We start from the raw sequence: 23883 nt of genomic DNA on the forward strand, positions 1-23883 counted from the left end.
AATTGGGTTTCCCCATCGTCGCCTCCTGTCCTCAAAATTAGGACCCGAGGCGTCCAGAAATCTAGGGGCTACTCAAACCTTACCGCCAGCGACTCCTTCAGGATCCGCCGCCGGATCGCCTTGTTCGCCAGCCTCAGGTCGCCCGGCGCATCGGGAGAGGTCCACCACCAGCCATCGTCACGCATCTGTTGTCCCGCTGCAACGAAGCGGTCGCAAATATCGGCGAACAGGGTGTCGTCGATGTCGAGGCTGAAGATCAGCCGCCCGGTCCCGACCCAGCTCAACGCCAGCCCTTCGGCCCGGAGATAATATTGCAGCATCCAGTTATAGGGCGAGGCGACCGAATAGAGGATGGTCCAGATCGCCTGGACCTGCGCGACCGACAGGGGCAGTCCGGCCTCCGCCATCCGCGCATTGAACATCGCCGCGCGCGCGTTCCAGCGGTCGTCCAGCCCGTCATAGAGCGCCGCCACCTCGGGCGTCTCCAGCCGCCGCAGAAACGCGTTCATCGCCCCCATCACCATGGGGTGCGAGTTGAAGGTGCCGCGCGCGAAGCAGATGTCGACCGGGCGATCCTCGCGCCAGCGCTTCATCAGATGGGTGGGGCCACACAGCACGCCGACCGGCAACCCGCCGCCCAGCGTCTTGCCATAGGTGATCAGGTCGGGCTTCACCCCGAAATATTCCGGCATTCCTCCCTTCGCGAGGCGGAAGCCCATGAACACCTCGTCGAAGATCAGGACGATGCCGTTCGCGCGGCAGGTATCGGCCAGCTTGTGCAGCCATTCGCGATACGCGACCAGATCGGCGCCCGCCTTGCGCCCGCCATCGACCAGTTGCCCGTCCGAGGGGGCCGAACCATTGGGGTGCATCGCCTGGAGCGGATTGACCAGCACGCACGCGATGTCCTTGCGCGTCGCCAGCACCTTCAGCGTCCGTTCCGACATATCGGCCAGGGTCAGCGTCCGGTCGGCGGGCACGGGATTGCCGATCCCCGGCTGCACATCGCCCCACCAGCCATGATAGGCACCCGCGAACCGCACGAGGCGCGGACGGCGGGTGTGATAGCGGGCGAGCCGCACCGCCTGCATCACCGCCTCGGTGCCGGACATGTGGAAGGACACCTCGTCCATCCCCGACAAATGGGTCAGGCGGCGGACATTGTCGGCGACGACCGGGTGGAAGGATCCCAGCACCCCGCCCAGGTCGGCCACCATCGCGGCCCCCTCGGCCATGGTCCGCTTGTAGAAGTCGTTGCCGAACAGGTTGACGCCGTAGGAGCCGGTCAGGTCGATCAGGCGATTGCCGTCCAGATCGACCAGGATCGGTCCCTCCGATCGCTCGTAAAAGGCGCCGGTGGCCAGCGTGGTGCGCACCTTTTCGCGGAACTGGAAGGGCACGCGGTAGGCACCGGTGAATTGCAGGTCGGACAGACCGGAACGCGTTTCCCTGGTCAGCGCCAGCGTCCTGGCGAATCGCGTCGCGAACAGCTCGCCCAGCCGCTCGAAGCCCGCGCGACGCCGTTCGGCGACCGCGTCCGGCGCATCGTCGACGCGAAAGAAGCGATCCTCATCATAGCTGTAGAACGGGATCTGCCCGGCGATCCGCTTGGCCATGCGGACATGGCCGCCAAGTCCCGGATGCTTGGCACGCGACAGGGTCAGTCGGCGATGCCCTTTTGTCAGGGCGACCGCACCGGCGGAGGCGGCCAGCAGGCCAGCGAGAATCGGGTTCATGCGGCCTTTGACCGCGTGCCCATGACGGAGGCATGACAATGCGTGGACCGATCATGCGGTTCTTCCTGAACGAGGACATCAATTTCCTCGTCACCAACCGTCTGCCACGCCGATTCGCGACGAAGCTGGTCGGCAAGATCGCGCGTATCGAACATCCGCTGGTCGCGAAGCCCAGCATCGCGCTGTGGAAATTCTTCGCGGGCGTCGACCTGTCCGACGCGCGGACGACGCGGTTCAAGTCGTTGCGCGACGGCTTCGTCCGCCCGCTTCGCGACGATGCGCGCATGTTCGACACCGACCCGGACACGATCGCCAGCCCCTGCGACGCGCTGGTCGGCGCGCATGGCCGGATCGAGGACGACGGGCTCTATCAGGTGAAGGGCTTTCCCTATCACCTGGGCGACCTCATCCCCGACCCCGATCTGGTCGAGCGATTTCGCGACGGATCGTTCGTCACGCTGCGACTGACGGCGGGCATGTATCACCGCTTCCACGCGCCGGCCGACATCGCGGTGGACGGCGTGACCTATCTGTCGGGCGACTGCTGGAACGTGAACCCGATCGCGCTCAAGCGGGTCGAACGCCTGTTCTGCCGCAACGAGCGTGCGGTGATCGAGGCACGGACGCTGGTTTCGGGACGCCCCCTGCTGATCGTGCCGGTCGCCGCGATCCTGGTCGCGAGCATCCGCCTCCACTGCCTCGATACGGAACGGACGCTGCGCGACCACGGCCCCGGCCGCCGTCCCTGCAGCGCGCGGATCGCCAAGGGCGAGGAAATGGGCTGGTTCGAGCATGGATCGACCATCCTGCTGTTCCTGCCCCCTGGCATGATGCTGTCGGACGAACTGGCGGAAGGACGGATGATCCGCGCGGGCGAGGTGATCGGGCGCGTTTCGTAGAAGCGCTCCAGGGCAATATGCGCGTGGTGACCCCGACTGGATTCGAACCAGTGGCCCCCAGATTAGGAATCTGATGCTCTATCCTGCTGAGCTACGGGGCCCCACGCGGACGCGGTGATACTCGGGACGCCCGGCGGGGTCCAGAGCGGTTCGCCGCTCATCCGAAACGACGTCTTGCCTTCCCTCGCCCCTCGCAGACGGGAGAGGGAAAGAAGAACGGTATTTCGCCAGTCAATTGACCTGCTTGGGCGGCACCACGGGAAACGGCAGCGGTGCGACGGGGACGCCCTCTTCGACCAGTGCCTTCGCCTCGGCCAGGCTCGCCTGACCGTGGATCTGCGCGACCGGTGCCTCGCCCTCGTGCATCGCCCGCGCGCGCTCGGCGAAGGCGGTGCCGACCCAGGTCGATTTTTCCAGCATCCGGGCCTGCTGCCCCGCGAGCTGCGCAAGGGCGATGCGGATCGCCTCGGGCGAGGGCGTATCCGGGCGGCTGTTGCCCTTGGCGGGGATTTGCGGCGCCATGACCGCCTTCTCGATCTGGCGATCCCCGCATAGCGGGCACGCGACCTTCCCGGCCTCCTGCTGTTCGGCATAGGCGGTCGAGGACGCGAACCACGCCTCGAACACATGACCCGTGGCACAGCGGAGATCGAAGACGATCACAGTCGCTCCACGGCCGGGATGGCGCGGCGATGGCGGATCGCGGGCAGACGCTGGCGAACCGCGTCGACCTGCGCCGGATCGATGGTCGCGAAGCCGAGCCCGGGTGCCTCGCCCATGTCGAGCAGCACCTCTCCCCACGGACCGACCACCAGCGAATGGCCATAGGTCGCGCGGCCGTCCTGATGCTCACCGGTCTGCGCCGCCGCCACCAGATGGACGCCCGCCTCGATCGCGCGGGCACGCAGCAGGACGTGCCAGTGCGCGGCACCGGTCGGGCGGGTGAAGGCGGCGGGTACGGACAGGATCGTCGCCCCCGCCTCGGTCAGCGCCGCGAACAGTGCCGGAAAGCGCATGTCGTAACAGATCGACAGGCCCAGCCGCCCGACAGGCGTATCCACCACCACCGCGCGCTCGCCGGGCGCATAGGACGCCGATTCACGCCAGCTCTCCCCGGTCGGCAGATCGACGTCGAACAGATGCATCTTGTCGTACCGCGCGCGGATGTCGCCCCTGTCGTCGATGACGAAGGCGCGATTGGCCAGCCGCCCGTCGGAACACCTGATCGCGAGCGAGCCGGTATGGACCCACAGCCCATGCGCCGCCGCCGTCGCGCGAGCGCGGGCGAGTACCGGATCATGCTCCTCGACATGGAGATGCGGCGCCGCGCGCGCCTTGTCACGGTCGATCAGGCCCGACATTTCCGGGGTGAACAGCATGGCCGATCCGCGCGAGGCCGCCTCGGCGATCGCCTGTTCGAGCGTATCGGCATTGGCGGCGGGATCGATGCCCGCCGTCATCTGAAGGACCGCGATCGCGGTCATGCGGACAGGAGCGGGTCCAGCCCTCCACGTTTGTCGAGCGCGGCCAGATCGTCCGAGCCGCCGATATGACGCCCGTCGATGAAGACCTGCGGCACGGTGGTGCGCCCGTTCGCACGCTCGATCATTTCGGCGCGCTTGGGCCCGCCCATGCTGATGTCAAACTCCTCGGGCTCGACGCCCTTGGAGGCGAGCAGCGCCTTGGCCCGTGTGCAATAGGGGCAGAACGCCTTGGTGTAGATTTCGACCTTTGCCATGATGCTCAGGTGTGGCGCGGGGGGCCGCTTGTCAATCGTCGGACCCCGCGATGACGCGCGCCCAGCACAGGATCGCGACCGACGCCGCGCCCGCCGCCAGCAGCGCGCGAACGCAGGCCCCCGCCGTCGCGCCGGTCGTGTAGACATCGTCGATCAGCACGATCCGGCGACCCCTAACGGCATCCGGCTCGCGCACGTCGAACGCCGCCGTCACCGCCGCCCGGCGCTGTTGCGGCGACAGTCCGCGGAGCAGCGGCGTGGCGCGAACGCGCCGCAACGCGGTGCAGGCGATCGGCACGCCGGTCCGCCGCGCCACGCTTCGCCCGATCAGCACCGACTGGTTGAACCCGCGTCGCCACAACCGCCAGCGGTGGAGCGGAACCGGCACGAGCAGGTCCGCCCCCGGCGGCAGGCGCCGCGCCATCGGCCCCGCCATGGTCTCCGCCACGCCGATCCGCCCGCCATGCTTGAGCCGGATGGGCAATTCGCGCGCGATCCGGCCATAGGCGACCGCCGCATGGATCCCCGCGTGTCGCGGCGGCTTCGCCAGGCACGGCGCGCACCAGCGTTCGCCGAGCGCATCGCCGTCGAGCGGAATGCCACAGCGCGCGCATCCGCTATCGTCCAGAAAGCGCAACTGGCCCCAGCATGATGCACAGAAGCGATGGTCCGCCTCGACCGGCTCGCCACAGCCGGGACAACGCGGTGGCAGCGCCCAGCGGACCGCCCCGGCGATCAGCGCCGCGCCCCGCTCCAACGCATATTCCGGCCAGTTCGTGCGTGCCCCCATCGGCTTTGTCTTGTCCGCTATCGCGCAAGCGCGCACAAGCGCGCGGGTGAGCAATCCGAATATCTTCGATCGCCAGGCGCGCCGCCTGCGCCGCGACCGCGCCCAGCCCGACTATGCCGAGCATGATTTCCTGCGCGCCGCGATGCTGGACGGAATCGCCGAGCGGCTGGATGCGGTCACCCGGCCGTTCCACGATATCCTCGATCTCGGCTGTTTCGACGGCGCCTTCCTGGCCCCACCCGGCACGCGGGTCGCGCGGCTCGACCCCGGATTCGCGTTCGCGCACGCGGCACGCGGTGTCCAGGGCGACGAGGACCGCCTGCCCTTCGCGGATCGCAGCTTCGATCTGGTAATCAGTGCGGGCGTGTTGGACCAGATCGACGATCTGCCGGGGGCGCTGACGCTGATCCGGCGGGTGCTTCGGCCCGATGGGCTGTTCCTGGGGGCATTCGTCGGCGGCGGATCGCTGCCCCGGCTTCGCGCCGCGCTGCGTGTGGCGGAGGCCGAGCGGCCCGTCGCCCGGCTTCACCCGCAGGTCGATGTGCGCTCGGCCGGAGATCTGCTGATGCGCGCGGGCTTCACCCTGCCGGTCGCGGATATCGAGACGCTGACGGTTCGCTACCGCGATTTCGTTCGGCTGCTCGGCGACCTGCGCGGAATGGCGGCGAGCAACCTGCTCGCCGAACGCCGCCCGATCGGCCGCGCGGCGCTGGCGGCCGCGGCATCGGCCTTCGCCGACATGGCCGACACCGATGGCCGCGTGGCCGAGCCGTTCAACCTGATCTTCCTGACCGGCTGGGCCCCCGACCCGTCACAGCCCCTCCCCGCCAAGCGCGGCAGCGCGACCGCGTCGCTCGCCGATGCGCTGAAGGTCAAGCCGGATGGGGAAAAGTAGAGGTCATCCGGTTCCCCCTCGCCCCTCGCAGACGGGAGAGGGAGAAAGTAAGAATGACGCTCGGGTCCGGTCTAGGCCCGATCGACATTCAACTATGCCTGTCCATCCCTCGCCCCTCGTAGAGGGGAGAGGGTTGCGCAGACTTGGTCTTTGCGTAGCAAAGGCTTAGTCGGAGCTGGGTGAGGGGTGAAGCGCTCGAAGAGCGCGCGAGCCGAAGGCTCGCTCAACCCCTCACCCAAGCTGCGCTAGCCAGCACGCTGGCAAGCTTCGCTAACCCTCTCCCCTGTCCAGGGGAGAGGGGAGAGGGGAGAATAAGCGGAATGTCGATCCGGTCTAGCTGATCATCGCCCCGCCGCGATCGCCCGCCAGGATGCGGCCCATCGCCTCGAACAGCTGATCCATCGCCACCGGTTTGACGATCACATCGTCCGCCCCCGCGCTCATGCAGCGTTCGCGAAGATCGATGCCGCTGTCGGCGGTCACCACGATGATCGGCACCTCGCCCTTGGCATCGCCGCGCGAGCGGATCTGCTGGATCGCGGTGATCCCGTCCATGCCCGGCATGCGCAGATCGATGAGGATCATGTGATAGGCGTCACGCTCGATCATATCGAGCCCGATCTCGGCATTCTCCGCTTCGGCCATGCTGGCACCCGCGACGTCCAGCATGTCGCGCACGACACGCCGGTTCATGCGATCGTCCTCGATGAAAAGAACGTTCATCGACGTTCCTTCCCCGTATCGCATCTACTCGCGGTCATGATCCCGATCATAGCTCCGCCCTAACGATCATGCCGCTTGCGTTACAAGGGGCGTCGAGACGGTTTGCGATGAGGTGCCGAACATCTTGCGCATCACCTCGACCCCCGCGATCGGCTTCGCGATAACCTCAATTAACTCTGGGTCGAAAAATTCGTTCCCTTCCAGCGACTCCGTTTCCGGCCACAACAGATAGACGGGCGTCTCGGCGTTCCGGGCCGCCATCACGGCGGACAGGTCCGGCCGCCCCCCGGCATCGCGGATCGCGCTGTCGTCGGCCAGGATCCGGGCGATGCCGCCCTCGGCCAGTCGCTTTGCCGCCTCGGCCGAATCATCCACGAACTGCACCGCGGCATGGGGTGCGCACAGGCTGGTCCACATAGCCCGCCGGATCGGGTTGCGATCGATGATGAGGACGACGGGACGCTCCGCCTGGACCTCGGCCCTGACTTCCTCCAGCGGCAGTGCCAGGGTGAAGGTGGAGCCCTGTCCCGCGACGCTGTCGACCGTCACGTCGCCGCCCATCGCGCGTGCCAGCCGCCGACAGATGGCCAGCCCCAGGCCGGTGCCGCCGAACTGGCGCGTGGTACTGGCATCGGCCTGGCGAAACGCCTCGAATATCTGTTCCAGCTTGTCGGGCGAAATCCCGATGCCGCTGTCGCTGACGCGAACCGCCACACCATCGGCCGTCCGCGACGCCGTGAGGGCGACGGTTCCGGTGGCGGTGAACTTCAGCGCGTTGGACAGGAGATTGAAGACGATCTGCCGGATTCGCGCCGAGTCGCCGAGCACGGTCGCCGGGCAATCCGCCAGGTCGATCGTGAAGCGCAGTCCCTTGGTCGCGGCCTGCCCCTCGAACAGGCGGGAAGCGTCGCGGACCGTCGCCGCCAGATCGAACGGCGCCTGCTCCAGCGTCATGCGACCATTTTCGATCTTCGCCACGTCGAGCAGGTCGTCGACCAGCGCGCGCATGGTCATGCCCGCGCCGTGCATCACCTCCACCCGCTCACGCTGATCGCCGGGCAGGCCGGTGTCGGCCAGCATGATCTGGGTCATGCCCAATATGCCATTGAGCGGGGTGCGGATCTCGTGACTGGTCGTCGCCAGGAACTCGGTCTTGACCGCCAGGGCCTTTTCCAGGCGATCGTTCGTCACCGCCAGATCACCATGCGCCGCACGGATCCGGTTGCGGCTACGCCCCAGCGTCACCAGCCAGATGCCGAGCAGTGCGAGCACCACGATGATCGCCACGACCGATCCGATCAGGATGATCCGTTCGGTCCGCAACTGCTCGCGCTCGAAGGCGATATTGCGTTGCAGCTCGACCGCCTTCAGCCGCGCGATGCGCAGTTCCTGATTGGCGAAGTCGAACCGCGCGCCCATCAGCGCCAGGCTGGTCGAGGTGGCGAGTCGGGTCGCCTCGTCATCGATCCGCTTCAGCGCCTCCAGATGACGGAGCGCGTCCCCCGTGCGTCCGACGGCGGCGTAAATCTGATAGGCGCGCTTGTGCGCTTCGGCCTGTGACGTCGCGGTTTCGTCGACATCGACGCCCTGGAAACTCTGGTCGATCAAGCCTGCGGCCTCGGTCAGGTCGCCGCGCTGAAATGCGGCCTGCGCCGCGATGCTGGTCAGTGCGCGGTGGTCTGATGAATCGGCGCGACGCGCGCGTTCGATCGAGGCGGAGGCCGCGGCGACCCGACCGAGGCGAAGCTCGCTACGCGCGATGTTGCGCCACACCTGCGACAATAGGGCCGGGCTGTTCATCCTCTGCGCCAGTGCCGCCACTTCGCGAAGCTGAACCAGCGCGTCTTCCGTCCGCCCCAGCTCGTCCAGGGTTACCGAGCGATTGTTGAGGACGACCATGCGTAAGGCGTCATCACCGCGATAGGTGGTGCGCGCCTGCCCCAGATAGCGGAGCGCCGATGTAAAATCCTTGGCGTCGATGTAGAGATTGGCGATCTGCACCAGCGCGCGAGCCTGTCCCCGCGAGTCGCTCAATCGCTGAAAGACACGATAGGCCGCCTGATAGGAGTCGAGCGCAGCGGCGATGTTACCGCCTTCGGTATCGAGGCTGCCCTTGGACAACAGGACATTGCCGTAAAGATCGGATTGTGGCGCTAGTCGCCGTGCCGTCGCCAGCGCATCCGTGATGGCGAGCCGCGCGGTGTCGTTGTCCCCGGTCCGGCTTGCGCCTTCCCCACGCAGCCAGTCGGCCGTCGCCAGGGCCAGCGCACGCTGGTCGGCGTCGGCGAAGCCCCGCGCATAGCGTCGCGCCGCTTCGGCCTGTTGGATTGCGACCGCCGGGTCACGTAGCATTTCCGTTTTAGCCGCGGCGATCGCGCGATCGAACACCGGCTGCGGCGTTGTCGCACTGTGCGCGCGTGTCTCCAGTCCCGCCGCGAGCAGTGCCGCGACGATCAGCGCGATCCTAAGCGCGCGCATTCGCGACCAGCCGCGCGAAGGGCGCGGGCTTCGACAGCGCGACGGCGGCCTCATGCCCCTGTTCCGCGAGGAACCGGATCAGCGCATCCAGCCCGATCGGCCGACTGATCAGATAGCCCTGGACCATGTCGCACCCCATGACACCCAGCAGCGCCAGCGTGGCGGGCGTCTCAACCCCTTCCGCCACGACTTCCATCTCCAGCGCATGGGCAAGGTCGATGGTCGAGCGGACGATCAGCGGGTCTCGGTTGGAACTGGTCAGTTGCGTGATGAACAGCTTGTCGATCTTCAGCTCGCACGCGGGAAGCTGCTTCAGATAGGATAGCGACGACAGCCCCGCACCATAATCGTCGATCGCGATCGTGATGCCCATGTCGACAAAGGTCTGGAGGTTCGAGATCGCGCTTTCCGGATCGCGGATCACCGATGTTTCGGTGATCTCGAAGCCGATGCTGGCGTGGCTGTCGGTGACCAGCGCGCACGCCTCGCGCACGAAATTCTGGTCGCTGAGCAGCATTCCCGAGATGTTGACATAGATACGCAGGTCATGACCCGCGCGGGTCAGGCGCTGCTGGTCCGCGATGACCCGCCGGAGCGTCCAGAGCGTCAACGCCGCGATCGACCGCGACTCTTCGGCAACCGGGATGAATTCCATCGGCGAGATCATGCCGTGGGTCGGATGGCGCCAGCGCAACAGCGCCTCGATGCTGGATATCCGCTGCTGCCGGACATGCACCTTCGGCTGATACTCGACATAGAGCCCGTCGCATTCGACCGCCTGGCTGAGATCGCGGGCCAGGGCGATCCGGTCGAGCCGGTCGGCCCGCGCCGCCATTTCGCGCACCACGGGTCGGCATTCGATATGCGCGTCCGCGAGCGCATGTTCGGCATCCTCGAGCAGTCGCACATCGTCGTCATGCGGCACGGTGGTCACGGCGATCCCCAGGATCGGCTCGATCCGGCAGCGATCCTCCGCGACGACGAACGGGTCGGACAAGAGCGATGCGATCGCCGCCAGCCGCGCGTCCAGCATGGTGCGGGTCGGCGCCAGGAACATCATCTCGATCTGAGCGGCACCGGTCGGCCGTACCACCGAATCGGGGAAGCCCTCGGCCAGACGGATCGCGACATCCTCGATCAGGGTCGCGCAGAGCGGGCGACCGAATCGCCGCCGCAACATGGTGAAATTGCCGACCGCGAGCAGGATCAGGAACTGCCACTGCGGCGCTGGAGCCACCGCCACGACATCGCTGCCGGGCACATCGGGCGCAGAGTCGCCCAGGGCGATTCGAGGAGGGCTGTCGTTCACGCCTCGAAATGTAACCGTCACCCCTGAAAAAGGGGTTAACCTCCTTTCACCCCGATTCCCAGTCCGTTGGCGGATTCTATTGCCCATTGCGTCATGGTTAATTCGATATTAACTATCGTTACGCGCCCGAAAATGGCGTCAACGAGGGAGTAAATCCATGCTGAAGTTCCTTATCGCGCTGATCCACGGCGAGACGATGCGCCCCTGGTAAATCAGGTTAAGTCGTGAGGCGATTTCGTGCGGGATCCACCGCCGAATCGCCTCATGATTTTCGGGCCGCCGTGCCGACGACGGCCTCTCAGCGCGACAGATCGTCCGCCAGCCGCAGCATGAACGCCGCGCCCCGCTCGACCTGAGCCACCTCGATATATTCGTCCGGCTGGTGCGCCTGCGCGATCGATCCCGGACCGCAGATGACGGTCGAAAAGCCCGCCCCCTGAAACTGACCGGCCTCGGCCGCATAGGGCACCGCCCGCGCCGGGCCATTATCCCCCGCCCAGCTCCTTGCCAGCCGCTCCGCCGCACCGTCGCTTTCGGGCGCGAAGGCAGGCGTTCGCGACCGCCGCTCGACCAGTACGCCCGCGCCGGGAAATCGCTGGCGCAACGCCGCATCCGCATTGGTACAGGCCGCGAAGAAGGGGGCCAGGATCTCGTCCGGCTCCTGCCCCGGCAGCGTGCGCAAGTCGAAGGCGAAGCGGCATTCGCGTGCCAGGATGTTGACCGCCGTGCCGCCCGCCATCTGCCCGACGGTCAGGGTCGCATGATGCGGACAGAATGGCCCATGCGGGTCCCCTTCCCCGGCCAACCGATCGGCGAGATCGGACAGTTGCTGCATCAGCCGGATCGCAACCATGTTCGCCGACACGCCAAGATGGGTCAGGCTGCTATGCGCTTCATGCCCGGTGACCGTGATGGTCCAGGTAGCGATCCCCTTATGCCCGCTGACGACGACCATCTCGGTCGGCTCGCCCACCACCACGGCGGCGGGTGACGGAAGCTCGCGTGCGATCTCGGCGATCATCGACGGCGCGCCCAGGCAACCGACCTCCTCGTCATAGGAGATCGCCAGATGCAGCGGACGCGCCGCCATACCGCGCGCGATCTCGGGCGCCAGCGCCAGCGCGAGCGCGATGAACCCCTTCATGTCGCAGGTGCCCCGCCCCAGCAACCGGTCGCCGCGCCGGGTCAGCTTCCAGGGATCGCTGGTCCAGGGCTGGCCATCGACCGGCACGACATCGCTATGCCCCGACAGGACGACGCCGCCGGGCACCATCGGGCCGATGGTGGCATAGAGATTGGCCTTGCTGCCATCGGCGTTGAGCACCCGCCGCGCGGTAACGCCGAACCCAGCCAGATGCCGTTCGACATAGGCGATGAGGTCGAGATTGGACTCGCGCGAGGTCGTGTCGATCGCGATGAGATCGGCAAGGATCGCGGTGGCCTGGGCGGACAGCTGGTCGGGGGTCATGCCGCCATCCTGCCGTATGTTACGGTTTGGTGAAACCCCGTCGACGCGCTGCAACCCTTATCCTTCCCACCCGCTTGCAGCGGACGGGAAGGGTTAGGGTGCTGGCGCCACTTAGAAATCCCGCGAGTAGCGCAGGCTCGCCGCCGAGCCGCCGAACGATCCCGTCTGGGTGAGCAGGCTTAGGGTACGGGTCAGGGCGATCTGCAATTGCGTGGCGGTGAAGCCTCGCGCGTCGGTCACGATCTCCACATAGATCTTGTCGGTCAGGTACTTGCCCGCCGCAAGGCTCGTCCCCCGGCCGGTCGCCTCATCGGCGCCCAGCACGCGCAGCCGGTCGAACCCGGTCGCCGAGCGCAGCTTGCCCAGCGGGTTGAGCCCGCCGCCGCCCGAACCGCGCAACGAGTTGAGCGCGGCGGCGAGCTGGATCGCCTCGGTCGCCGACAGGTTTTCCGGATTGGTGCCGAACAGCAACCGGCTGAGCACCTCGTCCTGCGGCAGGGTTGGCGTCGAGGTGAAGCTGATCTGCGGACGCTGGCCCGTCCCCGTCACGTTAATGACCGCGGTGATGCCGTCGGTGGTCGTCGTCGCCTGGATGTTGATGTCCGGATCGGTCAGCGCGCCGCCCCGGAAGCGGATCGTGCCGCGATTCACCTCGAAGCGCTTGCCCGCGAAGCTGTAGGTGCCGCGCACGAGGTCAAGGCCGCCATTGATCGTCGGCGCCGCGCTCGTGCCGCCGATGCGCAGATCCATCTCCCATTCGGACTCCAGCCCCATGCCCGACACGAACAGCTGGTTGTTCGCCCGCACGCGCAGGTCGAGGCGGAACAGCCCCGGCGGTGCGGCGGGCGCAGGCCGGTCGGTCGGACGCGGCGTGCGGATCTCGCTGCGACGCCGGACGCCGGTCAGCTCGGGCACTTCGGCCTGTCCCTGACGGATGATCTGATAGCGCGCATTGGGCACGGTCAGGTCGCCCTGGATCAGCCCGCCGTCGCGACCATGGGTCAGGCGGACCGTCCCGCTCGTCGTCGCGGCGAGTGCGTCACTGTCGGCGAGACGTGCATTGTCGAGCTGTGCGCGGATATCGATCGGATAGCCGCTGTCCGCCGCCAGCCCGATCGTGCCCTGCGCCTGGATGCTGCCCTCACCCGCCTTGGCCTGGAGACGCGTGATCTCCAGCCGGTCGTTGGAGAAGCGTCCCGCCAGCTGCATGTTGCTCAACCGGGTGCCATAGGTTTCGTTGTCATAGGTCAGGTTGTCGGCGCGGATCAGCCCGTTGAGCTGCGGCGCGGAGACGCGGCCCGAGAAATCGGCGGCGACCGCGATCGGACCCGAAAGCTGCTGGTTGGGCAAGGCCGCGAAGGAGAAGAGGACAGCGGACGGGCCGTTATAGCGGATGCCGCCCGACAGCGGGGCCTGCATCAGCCGGTTGACCCAGCCGCCATTGCCCGGCGGCAACGGACGCAGATTGGCGACCATCCGCCCGACGACGAGCTGCCCGCGCCGGATCAGCGCGCGCGCCTCGCCGCCATCGGGGACCAGGCGTCCGGCGAAGACGATGTCCACCGCTTCCGATACCGCCGACAGGCCGGTGCGCCGGAAATTGGCGATGGTCAGGCGGGCCTCGGCGGCGGGGAAGCTGGCGTCGCGCGCCTGGGAGAAGTCGAGCGCACCGCTCGCCTGCCCCGAAATTCCCAGATTGGGGACGAAGGCGTCGAGGATCGACATGTCCAGCTTGTCGAGACGGGTCTGGACCTTCATCCCCTTGCCATAGCTGCCCGCGATCCGCACCGATCCCTGGCCAAGGTCGATCCGGGTCGGCGACAGCTGCCATTCGCCGGCGACATTCTGCACCCGCGCAGGGTTGGTCGTGCGGAAGTTGATGCCGTTCGCCTGTCCCTTCGCCGCGATCAGATAGTTGTTCGGCGACAATTGCGCGTTGAGCGCGACATTGAACGGGATGCTCGACGATCCGGTCAGCACCGCCTGTGCCGTGCCGCGCCCGCCGGTATAGTTCACCTTGGCGCGCGCCGACTGGATCACGATCTCGCCATAGCGGGTGTCGGCCAGTTGCGCGTCGGCCACGATCTGCGGCGCCTTCGGCAGCATGACGACGCTGGCATTGACGATGGCGCGGCCGATGGTGAAGTCGACCATGCCGGGCACGCGCGCATTATAGGCCCGCGCCGCGATGTCGGCGCGCTGGTTGCCGCCCTGATCGGCGAGCTGGACGCGACCGTTGATCCCCTGCCCCGCGAATTGCAGCGCCCCCGCGAACGGACCGGCGGGCGTCTGGACGACGCGGCCCGTCGCGTTGATCCCGGCAAAGACCAGGCTGCGGATATCGATCGCCAGTTGCCGCCCGGTGCTGACCAGCACATTGGCGGTGAAGGGGCCGTAATCGGTATCCCCGCTGGCGTTGACCGCATAGGCGCCGTTGCGCCCGACCACCCGCGCCTGGAGATTGGCGAGGCCGACCCCCACGCCCGGCTTGGCCGCGCGCAGCACGATCACCGGATTGGTCTGCGACCCCGTCACCCGCGCGCTCAGCGGGCCATATTGGTTGGAATAGGCGTCCGCCGCCACGGCCACCGCGCCGGTCGCGGGATCATAGCGCCCCTGCCCGCGCGTCACGCGGAACTGGGGCGCGGTCAGGCGAAGGCCGCTGAACGTCACGATGCCTTGCGGGCTATATTCGACATCCGCGCGAACGATCGCATTGCCGCCCAGGAAGTTGCGCGCGCCCTCGTTGAAGATCTGCGAGGTCCGCGCGACCACGCGGCCCTTCATCCCGAAGCCGCTCGGCGTCGCCACCAGATTGGCGTCGGTGGTCAGGTTGATGATGCCGATGCTCTCGACCCGGTAATTGTTCACCCGGCCCTTGAGCGCGCCGGTGTAGCGCCCGGTCTGCATATTGGCGACGACCACCGCGGTCGCGTCGATATTGTCGGAGCGGATACGCAGGTTGTCCGACAGGATATTGGGCATGGCGACCGCGAAGTCGCCCTGGATCGCGACATTGTTGGTCAGGCCGCCGACCGCGGCGTTCAGCCCGGCGATCCGCCTGGCGCGCGCCTTGACCGGCACCAGGATGCGGTCGGCATTCACCTTCGCCAGGCCCTCGGCATAGAGATTCTCGACCGAGGTCTCGCCGAAGCCGAGCGAGGTTGCGCGGATCTTGTAATCGACGGTCGGCGTCGCGAATGCGCCGTCCAGCACCACGCGCGCCAGCACGTCGCGGCCGCGCAGATTGGGTGCGATGGTGCCCGGCGTCAGCAGCTTGGCGTCGACCGCGAAATTGCCGAAGCGGCTGTTGGCGAGGTCGAGCAGACCGCCCGCATCGACCATCAGCGCGGCGGAGCGCAGCTTCATCCGCGTATCGGCGCGCCGCTGGTCAAGCGTCGTATCGATAGCGACCTGAAGCGCGGGCGCGGTCAGCCGCTCGACTGGGCCTTCCAGATACAGGCCGGGGCGGGTCAGGCCGCGCACCGCGATATGGCCGTCGCGCGCGGTGGCGGTGAGGTTGGCGAGTTCGCCGCCGCCGAGCGTCGCGATCGCGCGGCCCTGCCACGCCTTCCAGCCGCCACGGCCATCGACCGACACGGTCAAGGGCGCCTTCAGCCCCGCCATCGACGCGACCACGCCGCCGGTCGGCGCGGTCAGCTTGACGTCGACCGCCAGCTTGTCGGCATCGGGCACCGCGTCGAGGACGAGGCGAAGACGATCGCCACCCGCGACGCCCGGTCCGCGCAGCGCGTCGACACTGGCGCTCACCTGTGCCCGGCGGTCGGCGATGTGCACCTTTCCGTCCATCGCCAATATGTGCCGCTGCCCCGTGACCGGCGCGCCGATCACGAAGCGCTTCACGGTCAGCCGGTTCACATCGATGTCGAGATCGGGCAGCAGCGGCGCGTTGGGGTCGCTGGGGGTCGGCTTCAACACCGGCTTGCGCGCCAGCGTGACGAGGTCGGCATTCAGCGACCGCACGTCGATATGGTTTTTGGTATAGGCGAAGGGACGCCAGTCGACATCGAGACGCGGGCTCGACAGGAATACGCCCCTCGGATCGCTGACCCGCAGGTCGACCAGGCTCATCCGGCCATAGAGAGAGCCCTCGATACGCCCCACCCGGATATTCAGGCCCGACGCGGTGGTGTAGCCGCCAAGCTGGTTCGCGACGAAGCGCCGACCCGGATCGGTGTTGATCCCCAGCAGGATCGCGCCGACCAGCAGCACGAGGCCCAGCAGGACGATGCCGATCCACTTCAGGATGCGTTGCCACAGCGGGCGGCGGACGACCACGGTCCGGGTCGCCGGGACTTCGGGTTCGGGCGCCATGGTCTGTTCGTCCGCCATCAGAAGGCCTGCCCGATCGAGATATACAGGGCCACCTTGCCGTCACCCGGACGCGGGTTCAGCGGCGTCGCGACGTCGACGCGCAGCGGCCCGAAATTGGTGTAGAATCGCCCGCCGATGCCCGCACCGAAGCGCAGATCCTGACCGGTGGGCAGCGTGCTCGCATAGCTGTTGCCCGCATCGACGAACGGCACGATGCCGAAATTGCCGAAACGATAGCGCGCCTCCAGCGCGAATTCGTTCAGGCTGCGACCGCCGACCGGATTGCCCTGCGGATCGAACGGCCCGAGCCGCTGGAAGCCATAGCCGCGCACCGACCCGCCGCCGCCGCCGTAATAGCGCCGCGAGGGCGCCAGATCGTCACGGTCGATGCCGAAGATCGCACCCGCGCGCGCACGCCCCGCGATCACCAGGCTGTCGTTGAAGGGATAATAGAAGGTTCCCTCGATCATCGTCCGCGCATAGGGCTGCACCGCGCCGCGCACCGAGGTTTCGGGGCTGAGGTTGAGCTTCAGGCGGTAACCGCGGGTCGGGTTGAGCAGATCGTTGGACTGGTCGAATACCACCTGCCCCGGAATGGCGGCGATGCCATAGGTGGCGCGCACCCGTTCGCCACGCGCGAAATCATAGACGCTTTCGTTGGTGCCGGTCAGCTCGCCACCGAACGCATAGGTGAACTTCTTCTGCCAGATCGGCGTCGAGTCGTAGCTCCAGCGGAAGGCGACGGTGCCGATAAACGCGTCGAACGCGTCGTAATTCTGATGGCTGGCCGAGGCGATGACCTGGAAGGTCCGGTCGCGCTGCCCGGCGTTGGAACGACGGAAGGTGCCGCTCACGCCCTGTTCCTGCGTACCCGCGATCACCGAGGCGATCAGCGCGCCTTCGTCGGGGAAGGCGTTGCGGTTGGTGAAGCTGCCCTGCAGGCGGACGCCCTGGCCGGTCGAATAGCCGCCCTCGCCCGACAGCGTGCGACTCTTCCCCTTGGTCTGCGTCACCTGGAGATCGATGGCTTCAGTGCCGTCGGCGTTGATCCGACCGGTCCGCTTGGGCTCGACCGCGATGCCGTTGAACAGTCCGGTCGCGACCAGCGCGTTGCGCAGATCGTCGGTCAGCCGCGAATCGTACAGCTCCCCCTCGTCGAAGCGCGGGAAGATGTTCAGATGGTCGAGGTCGAAGACCTGGTCGCCGATCGTGGTCAGCTTGCCGAAGGACGAACGCGGTCCCGTATCGACCGGCAGCGTATAGGCTCCGACCGGCTCCGGCCCCTGATCCTCCAGCAGGATGTCGCGGTCGCCGACCTTGACGAAAGGATAGCCGCGCTGGGGAAGGACCAGGCTGACATTGGCCTCCGCCCCCTCGATCCGCGCCGCCTCGATCGGGTCACCGACCTTGATCGGCAGGTTGTTGCGGACCAGGTCGGGCGGGGTCGTGGGCTGCGCGTTCACGGTGACCGAGGACAGGCGGTAGAGCCGCCCCGGCGTCGCGGTCAGCAATACCTTCAAGCGCCCCGTCTCGCCTTCGCCCGCGCCCTCGCGCTGGAGCGTCGAGACGGCGGTGGCGTCGTAATAGCCGAGCGACTTCATCAGGCGGATGGCAAGCTGTTCGTCCTCGCGCGCGCGCGCCGACACCTGGGTCGCATTGGCGGCCTTGCCCTTGCCTTCGCGCAGCGATGACAGGCCCTTGAACTCGTCGTCCAGCTTCAGTTCGGCCAGCCCGCGAACCTCCATATCGTACCGGATCTCCGGCGCGCGCTCGCCCTTCGGATCGGCGGCGAGCTGAAGCGGCGTCGAATCGAAGCTGCCGAGCGGGGTCAGCGGCTGGGCGAGTTGCGGATCCTCGGGCGCGACCGGGCCGATCGCCTCGCCGGTCGCCAGCGGCTCTGCGGTCTGCGCCTGGGGCAGCGGCGGGGCGGCCTGCGGCGTCGGGATCGTCTGCGCCTTCGGCTGGTTCGTCGACATGGTCGACATTGGCTCGAGCGGTGCGTTGATGTCGCCGCTCAGAGGAGGGAGTGCGGCGTTGAACTGGGCGTCGGGCAGGATCGGGGCGTTGCCCTGCGGATCGGCCGTTCCGTCACGCTGATCCTGCGGCACGCTGGGCCCCTGCGCGGGCGCGGTGCCGGGCTTCGCGAGCTGCGCCGTTGCCGGGGATGACAGGAAAGTGGGAGCAATCAGCGCGACCGCGAGCCAGGTGTGTCTGCCGTTCCGTCCCGCCACGCCGTAAAAAACCCCTTTCCGCGTAAAGGTCTTCCGTCGTTCGGATCGATCCCCCAGCGCTTCCCTAACGTCGAAAGGTCAGTGGGGGTTCCGTGATTTTGCGGCAAGCCGAGCGCATCCGCCACCGCAAAGCATTGCGTGTCAGGGACGGGCGACAGGCGCGCAGCCGACCAGCCCGCCGACCGGCACGACGACCTCGTCCTGTCCCGCGCGGGCGAGGCTGAGGCTCGCGTCGGAGACGATCGCGCCGTCCTGCAACGTCTCGCGCTGGGCGATGGTCATGGTCAGCGTCGCCGTTACCCCGCCCCCGGCATAGCGGGTGGTGCTCGCCAGCCCCAGCGCGCCGCCGCCATCGGCCTGCGTCGCGGCGAGATCGATCGCCTTTCCGTCGATGGACAGGCGCAACCGCGTCGGCTCCACCATCGCGACGAAGCGCTGGTCCTGCACGGTCCACAGATAGGCGGCACAGCCGCGTTCGGGCAGTTGCTGTCGGGGCAACGTGCCCAGCGCCGGGGCGGTGGCGGGCGGCACGGCCTGCGCCGGCATCAGCGCCAATGCGAGGATGGACGAAAGCATCATGCGCCCGATGCTATCATCAACACCCAACACGGGTAAGCCGCGACCGCCAGCAACAGGCCCAGCGGCACCATATCGTCCGCCGCGACCCGGCCGCCCGACATCCGGCGCACCAGCACATAGCCCAGACCGACCACGCACGCGGCGAGCAGCACCCCCGGCAGCATAGGCCAGCCCAGCCACAGCCCGATCGCGCCGAACAGCTTGGGATCGCCGCCGCCCATGCCCTCGCGCCCCCGGATGTGGCGATAGCCGGTCGCGATCGCCCAGAGCAGTCCGAAGCCCGCCATTCCGCCGACGATCCGATCGCCAAGCAGCGGCGCGAACCCCAGCGCGCCGGTTGCCAGCCCACTAACCGCCAGCCACGCCGTCAGCCGGTCCGGCAACCACAGCGCCAGCGCATCGAGCGCGCCGAGCGCGAGCAGGGTCCAGCCGAACAGCGCGCCCGTCCACCCCTCCGGCCCCGCGACCCAGCCTGCCGACAGGCCGACAAGCGCACCGAGAAGCTCGATCCGGCGATGGACGGGATCGATCCGCGCCCCGCACCGCGCGCACCGACCGCGCAGGGCGAGCGCACTGACGATCGGCACCAGTTCCCAGACGCGAAGCGTCTTGCCACAGCCGTCACAGGCCGAGCGTCCCCGCAGCACCGATCGATCGTCCAGCCAGCGAAGCACCAGCGCCGCGACGAACGATCCCGCCAGCGCGCCCGCCAGTCCGTAGATCGCGGCCCATGTCACCGATGCGGCACCGAACGTCATGCTCCGCGTCCTAGCGGCGTGCCCCTTTGCGCGCCACGGTCAAAAGGATTAAGGCCGCGCCAAAGCGAATACGCGAAAACCAGATCTGGAGAGTATGCCGTCATGACGGATCCCATCGTCATCCTGTCCTATGCCCGCACCCCGATGGGGTCGTTCCAGGGCAGCCTGTCCGGCCTGTCCGCGACCCAACTGGGCGCCGCGGCGGTCAAGGGCGCGGTCGAACGCGCGAGCGTCGACGCCGCCGCGATCGAGCGAATCCATATGGGCTGCGTCCTGCCCGCCGGGCTCGGCCAGGCACCCGCGCGGCAGGCGGCGATCTTCGCCGGGCTGGGCGAGCATGTCGAGGCGACGACGGTCAACAAGATGTGCGGATCGGGGATGCAGGCCGCGATCATGGCGGCCGAGGCGCTGGCGGCGGGCTCCGCCGACATGATCGTCGCGGGCGGCATGGAGAGCATGACCAACGCCCCCTATCTCAGCCAGAAGCATCGCGGCGGCGCGCGGATCGGCCATGATACGCTGTATGACCATATGTTCCTCGACGGGCTCGAGGACGCCTATGAGCGCGGGCGGCTGATGGGTCATTTCGCCGAGGAAGCGGCGCAGGACTATCAGTTCACGCGCGGCGCGCAGGATGATTTCGCCATCGCCTCTCTGGAGCGCGCCAAGGCGGCGCAAGCCTCTGGCGCGTTCGATCGCGAGATCGTGCCGGTGACGGTCAAGACCCGCAAGGGCGAGGAGCGGATCGCCCTCGACGAACAGCCCGCCAAGGGCGACGCCGCCAAGATTCCGACGCTGAAACCGGCCTTCTCCAAGGACGGCACGATCACGGCGGCCAACGCGTCGTCCATCTCGGACGGTGCGGCCGCGCTGGTGATGACGCGCATGAGCGTCGCCGAGCGGCTGGGCCTGACCCCGATCGCGCGCGTCGTTGCCCATGCGGCGCACGCCCATGCCCCCGCCCGCTTCACCACGGCGCCCGTCTTCGCGATGCGCAAGGCGCTGGACCGCGCGGGCTGGTCGACCAATGACGCCGACCTGTACGAGGTGAACGAGGCGTTCGCGGCGGTCGCGATGATCGCGATGCACGATATGGGCCTGTCGCACGAACGGCTGAACGTCCATGGCGGCGCCTGCGCGCTGGGCCACCCGATCGGCGCGAGCGGGGCGCGGGTGCTGGCGACGCTGCTGTCCGCACTGGAGAGCAAGGGTGCGAAGCGCGGCATGGCATCGCTCTGCATCGGCGGCGGCGAGGCGACCGCGATGGCGGTGGAGCTGCTGTAAGGGTTGACGCCCGCGATTTCCGGGACGTTCCCGAAAGTCCTGGCACGCCCCTCCCGCTTGCGGGAGGGGATGGGGGAGGGAAAGCCACGCGCGATGGTCTCGGTGAGACTTCCTGCCCTCCCCCAACCCCTCCCGCCTGCGGGAGGGGAGAAGAAGGGGCCCCTCCCGCCTGCGGGAGGGGAGAAACAAATGGGGCCCTGCCGCCTGCGGGAGGGGAGAAACAGGCCTCCCCCCGCCTGCGGGACGGGCGTGCCGCGAATTAGGGCACCGTCTCACCCGGCTCGACGCCCCAGATCCCGCCGACCGGCACGAAGCCCGCCTGCCCCTTCACATCCAGTCGGCACCAGCCGCCATTGCATTCGCTCAGTCGGCCGACCACGCCCGGCTCGGCGCGCCACAAGGTCTTGGCCGTCTCGTTCGGCGCCGTCCGCATCGGCAGCGGTTCGGTGCCGCGCACGATCGCGGTTCGGGTGTTGCGCAGCAGGACCGCCAGCATCCAGCCCTCGGTCCCATCGGGATCCTGGACCTTGCGCCATTCCTTGAACGCCGCGACGATCTTCACCGGCAGGTCGGCCCGGCGATAGGTCCAGCTGGCGGGATAGGCGCGCGCAGGGCCGGTTCGCATACGCGCCACCGACGCCCCGATCGAGCCATAATAGGGCATGGCCCGCTTTTCGGATGCGGCGTGCGCGCTGGACGCGACCGGACCCGCCGATAGCAGCATCGCCACCAAAGCCAGTCCCATTCTGGACCTGCGCATCCCGTTTCCTTCTGTTTGCCCACTCCCGTCCGGCTCTACGCCGATGCGGGGGGACGCTTCAAGACATGGCTGACCGCATCGCCGGTTGACGGACCGGCGGGCTTGCCGCAATCCGGTCGTCATGGTCGATCCGCGCCGCTGCCTGAACCCCAGGGTGGTCGTCACCCGCGAACTGCCCGATCCGATCATGGACCGGATGGCCGCGCTGTTCGACAGCCGCTTCAATCGCAGCGACGAGAAGATGAGCCGCGCGGCGCTGGCGACCGCGATGGCGGACTGCGACGTGCTGGTCCCCACCGTCACCGACGCGATCGATGCCGAACTGATCGGCCAGGCGGGGCCCCGGCTGAAGCTGATCGCCAATTTCGGCGCCGGCATAAACCATATCGACCTGAAGGCCGCGCGCGCGCGCGGCATATTGGTGACCAACACGCCGGGGGTGCTGACCGAGGATACCGCCGACATGACGATGGCGCTGATCCTGTCGGTGCCGCGCCGCCTGGCCGAAGGCGAGAAGCTGGTCCGCTCGGGCGCGTGGAGGGGGTGGAGCCCCGGCGGGATGCTGGGCCACCGGATCGGCGGCAAGGCACTGGGCATCGTCGGCATGGGTCGGATCGGCCAGGCGGTGGCGCGGCGCGCGAAGGCGTTCGGCCTGTCGATCCACTACCATAATCGCCGCCGCCTGCCCGCCAGCATCGAGCAGGACCTGGGGGCGACCTGGTATGACGACCTCGACGCGATGCTCGCCACCGTCGACATCGTGTCGATCCATACGCCGCTCAACGCCGACAGCCACGACCTGCTCGACCGCCGCCGCATCGCGCTGATGCGCCCCCATGTCTATCTCATCAACGCCAGCCGGGGCGGGATCGTCGACGAGGAGGCGATGGTCGATGCGCTGGAGGGCGGACGGCTGGCGGGCGCCGGGCTCGACGTCTGGCGGCATGAGCCCGAGATCGACCCGCGCCTGCTCGCGCTGCCCAATGTCGTGATGACCCCGCATATGGGATCGGCGACGCTGGAGGGCCGCGTCGCGGCGGGCGAGCGGGTCATCGCCAATATCCGAAGCTGGGCCGACGGCCACCGTCCGCCGGACCAAGTCCTGGAGGGGTGGCTGTAACGCTATGCCCGGATGGCCGGTATCGGCCGATCACGCCACCGGTTGGACGACATAGCTGAACCAGGCGCCGATGGCATGATCGTATAGCTGGGCGACCTGATCCTCGATCCGGCACGTGAAGTGGCCGGATGTGCTCCGGTCGAAGCCCTTCGCGCCGTCCTCGCCGACCTCCATATAGATCGCCGCCCCGCTGCCGGTCTCGCGCAGTTCGGGCAGCGTGCCGCCGAACTTGACGTTCCGGTCACCGTCGAGCCCCTGCAAATGCTCGCCCCGCGCCTCCGCGGCGATCAGCAGGTGACGATCCGCCGTCTGGTCATAAATTCCGGCGACTTTCCTGCCGGTTACGAAGGCGTGGGAGGCGGCGGCGACGATCGCACGAGTTTCTGGCTGCATGACCATCGCCTGACACAGCCGACAGACGGGATCAACCGCGACGCGATACAACCTGGCTGCGAATCCCCCCTGCCGACCCATGTCAAAATGTTGCGATGCGGAACCCGGACGGTGGCCGCGGCATTCCCCACCCTGTCATTCAACAGGAGCTAACCCCCATGAAAAAGCTGGCCATTACGTTCACGCTCGCTGCAGCCGCCGTCTCCATGTCGGCTTGCTCGACGCTGAAGGGCGCCGCGATCGGTGGCGCGGGTGGCGCCGGTGTCGCGGCGGCGACCGGCGGTAGCGTCCAGAAGGGCGCAGCGGTCGGCGGCACCGCTGGCGCGGTGGTCGGCACCGTCGCCGACTGAACGAAAAAGGGGCCCTCCCGCATCGCAGGAGGGCCCC

Annotated in this window: 20 protein-coding genes and 1 tRNA gene; 5 read left to right on the plus strand and 16 right to left on the minus strand. The window is 67.9% G+C overall.

Translation table 11 applies throughout. The annotated features are described in order from the left end of the window. Window positions 1-68 precede the first annotated feature (68 nt). Window positions 69-1736 carry an aminotransferase class III-fold pyridoxal phosphate-dependent enzyme gene (locus LRP66_RS12800; RefSeq protein WP_230482991.1) on the minus strand — a complete coding sequence of 556 codons (1668 nt, stop codon included), beginning with the start codon at window positions 1734-1736 and terminating at the stop codon, window positions 69-71. A 38-nt stretch (window positions 1737-1774) separates the two neighbouring features. On the opposite strand from LRP66_RS12800, the gene asd reads away from it, so the two are divergent. Then, the gene (gene asd / locus LRP66_RS12805) at window positions 1775-2635 is read left to right on the plus strand and encodes an archaetidylserine decarboxylase (protein WP_230482992.1); all 861 of its coding nucleotides are present in this window, start codon (window positions 1775-1777) and stop codon (window positions 2633-2635) included. Window positions 2636-2659: 24 nt separating this feature from the next. On the opposite strand, the gene LRP66_RS12810 is transcribed toward asd, so the two are convergent. The 5 genes from LRP66_RS12810 to LRP66_RS12830 all read right to left on the minus strand — a co-directional run bounded on the left by LRP66_RS12810 (window position 2660) and on the right by LRP66_RS12830 (window position 5163). Next, a tRNA-Arg gene (locus LRP66_RS12810) sits at window positions 2660-2736 on the minus strand. A gap of 130 nt (window positions 2737-2866) precedes the next feature. Beyond that, entirely contained in the window at window positions 2867-3298 is a 432-nt protein-coding gene (locus LRP66_RS12815; protein WP_230482993.1) for a DUF1178 family protein, read from the minus strand. Continuing rightward, the gene (locus LRP66_RS12820) at window positions 3295-4119 is read right to left on the minus strand and encodes a carbon-nitrogen hydrolase family protein (RefSeq protein ID WP_230482994.1); all 825 of its coding nucleotides are present in this window, start codon (window positions 4117-4119) and stop codon (window positions 3295-3297) included. Before LRP66_RS12820 ends, LRP66_RS12815 begins: the two co-directional genes overlap by 4 nt. Beyond that, complete coding sequence (gene grxC / locus LRP66_RS12825; protein ID WP_230482995.1) at window positions 4116-4373, minus strand: glutaredoxin 3; 258 nt, start codon at window positions 4371-4373, stop codon at window positions 4116-4118. Before grxC ends, LRP66_RS12820 begins: the two co-directional genes overlap by 4 nt. A gap of 31 nt (window positions 4374-4404) precedes the next feature. After that, the gene (locus tag LRP66_RS12830; RefSeq protein ID WP_230482996.1) at window positions 4405-5163 is read right to left on the minus strand and encodes a ComF family protein; all 759 of its coding nucleotides are present in this window, start codon (window positions 5161-5163) and stop codon (window positions 4405-4407) included. Window positions 5164-5209: 46 nt separating this feature from the next. Between LRP66_RS12830 and LRP66_RS12835 the strand changes: the two genes are divergently transcribed. Further along, on the plus strand, window positions 5210-6058 hold the full coding sequence (locus LRP66_RS12835; RefSeq protein WP_230482997.1) for a class I SAM-dependent methyltransferase: 849 nt from the start codon (window positions 5210-5212) through the stop codon (window positions 6056-6058). A gap of 333 nt (window positions 6059-6391) precedes the next feature. On the opposite strand, the gene LRP66_RS12840 is transcribed toward LRP66_RS12835, so the two are convergent. From LRP66_RS12840 to LRP66_RS12875, 8 genes are all read right to left on the minus strand, one after another. Continuing rightward, window positions 6392-6781, minus strand: coding sequence for a response regulator (locus tag LRP66_RS12840; protein ID WP_230482998.1), 390 nt, complete (start codon window positions 6779-6781; stop codon window positions 6392-6394). A 66-nt stretch (window positions 6782-6847) separates the two neighbouring features. After that, window positions 6848-9259: an ATP-binding protein gene (locus LRP66_RS12845; protein ID WP_230482999.1), complete on the minus strand. Its 2412-nt coding sequence runs from the start codon at window positions 9257-9259 to the stop codon at window positions 6848-6850. Then, window positions 9246-10568, minus strand: a complete 1323-nt coding sequence (locus tag LRP66_RS12850) for an EAL domain-containing protein (protein WP_230483000.1) — start codon at window positions 10566-10568, stop codon at window positions 9246-9248. The genes LRP66_RS12845 and LRP66_RS12850 overlap by 14 nt, the downstream gene beginning before the upstream one ends. 298 nt (window positions 10569-10866) lie before the next feature. Then, complete coding sequence (argE, locus tag LRP66_RS12855; protein ID WP_230483001.1) at window positions 10867-12036, minus strand: acetylornithine deacetylase; 1170 nt, start codon at window positions 12034-12036, stop codon at window positions 10867-10869. Window positions 12037-12147: 111 nt separating this feature from the next. After that, window positions 12148-16389 carry a translocation/assembly module TamB domain-containing protein gene (locus LRP66_RS12860; protein WP_230483002.1) on the minus strand — a complete coding sequence of 1414 codons (4242 nt, stop codon included), beginning with the start codon at window positions 16387-16389 and terminating at the stop codon, window positions 12148-12150. Beyond that, window positions 16389-18602, minus strand: coding sequence for an autotransporter assembly complex protein TamA (locus LRP66_RS12865; protein ID WP_230483003.1), 2214 nt, complete (start codon window positions 18600-18602; stop codon window positions 16389-16391). The genes LRP66_RS12860 and LRP66_RS12865 overlap by 1 nt, the downstream gene beginning before the upstream one ends. A gap of 141 nt (window positions 18603-18743) precedes the next feature. After that, window positions 18744-19181: a hypothetical protein gene (locus LRP66_RS12870; protein WP_230483004.1), complete on the minus strand. Its 438-nt coding sequence runs from the start codon at window positions 19179-19181 to the stop codon at window positions 18744-18746. Further along, window positions 19178-19939: a prepilin peptidase gene (locus LRP66_RS12875; protein ID WP_230483005.1), complete on the minus strand. Its 762-nt coding sequence runs from the start codon at window positions 19937-19939 to the stop codon at window positions 19178-19180. Before LRP66_RS12875 ends, LRP66_RS12870 begins: the two co-directional genes overlap by 4 nt. Before the next feature lie 102 nt (window positions 19940-20041). On the opposite strand from LRP66_RS12875, the gene LRP66_RS12880 reads away from it, so the two are divergent. Further along, window positions 20042-21223 (plus strand): acetyl-CoA C-acyltransferase, encoded by a 1182-nt coding sequence (locus LRP66_RS12880; protein ID WP_230483006.1) that lies wholly within the window; start codon window positions 20042-20044, stop codon window positions 21221-21223. Between the two features lie 259 nt (window positions 21224-21482). Here the strand turns inward: LRP66_RS12880 and LRP66_RS12885 are convergent, their stop codons facing one another. Then, entirely contained in the window at window positions 21483-21983 is a 501-nt protein-coding gene (locus LRP66_RS12885; protein WP_230483007.1) for an SH3 domain-containing protein, read from the minus strand. Window positions 21984-22104: 121 nt separating this feature from the next. On the opposite strand from LRP66_RS12885, the gene LRP66_RS12890 reads away from it, so the two are divergent. Further along, complete coding sequence (locus tag LRP66_RS12890) at window positions 22105-23103, plus strand: 2-hydroxyacid dehydrogenase (protein ID WP_230483050.1); 999 nt, start codon at window positions 22105-22107, stop codon at window positions 23101-23103. Between the two features lie 30 nt (window positions 23104-23133). Here LRP66_RS12890 and LRP66_RS12895 read toward each other — a convergent pair whose 3' ends face one another. Further along, a complete protein-coding gene (locus tag LRP66_RS12895) occupies window positions 23134-23496 on the minus strand; it encodes a hypothetical protein (RefSeq protein ID WP_230483008.1) in 363 nt (120 codons plus the stop codon). A 158-nt stretch (window positions 23497-23654) separates the two neighbouring features. Between LRP66_RS12895 and LRP66_RS12900 the strand changes: the two genes are divergently transcribed. Beyond that, window positions 23655-23846, plus strand: a complete 192-nt coding sequence (locus tag LRP66_RS12900) for a hypothetical protein (protein WP_230483009.1) — start codon at window positions 23655-23657, stop codon at window positions 23844-23846. Window positions 23847-23883 lie beyond the last annotated feature (37 nt).

Source organism: Sphingomonas sp. Leaf21 (assembly GCF_916858675.1).
Taxonomy (GTDB): Bacteria; Pseudomonadota; Alphaproteobacteria; order Sphingomonadales; family Sphingomonadaceae; genus Sphingomonas.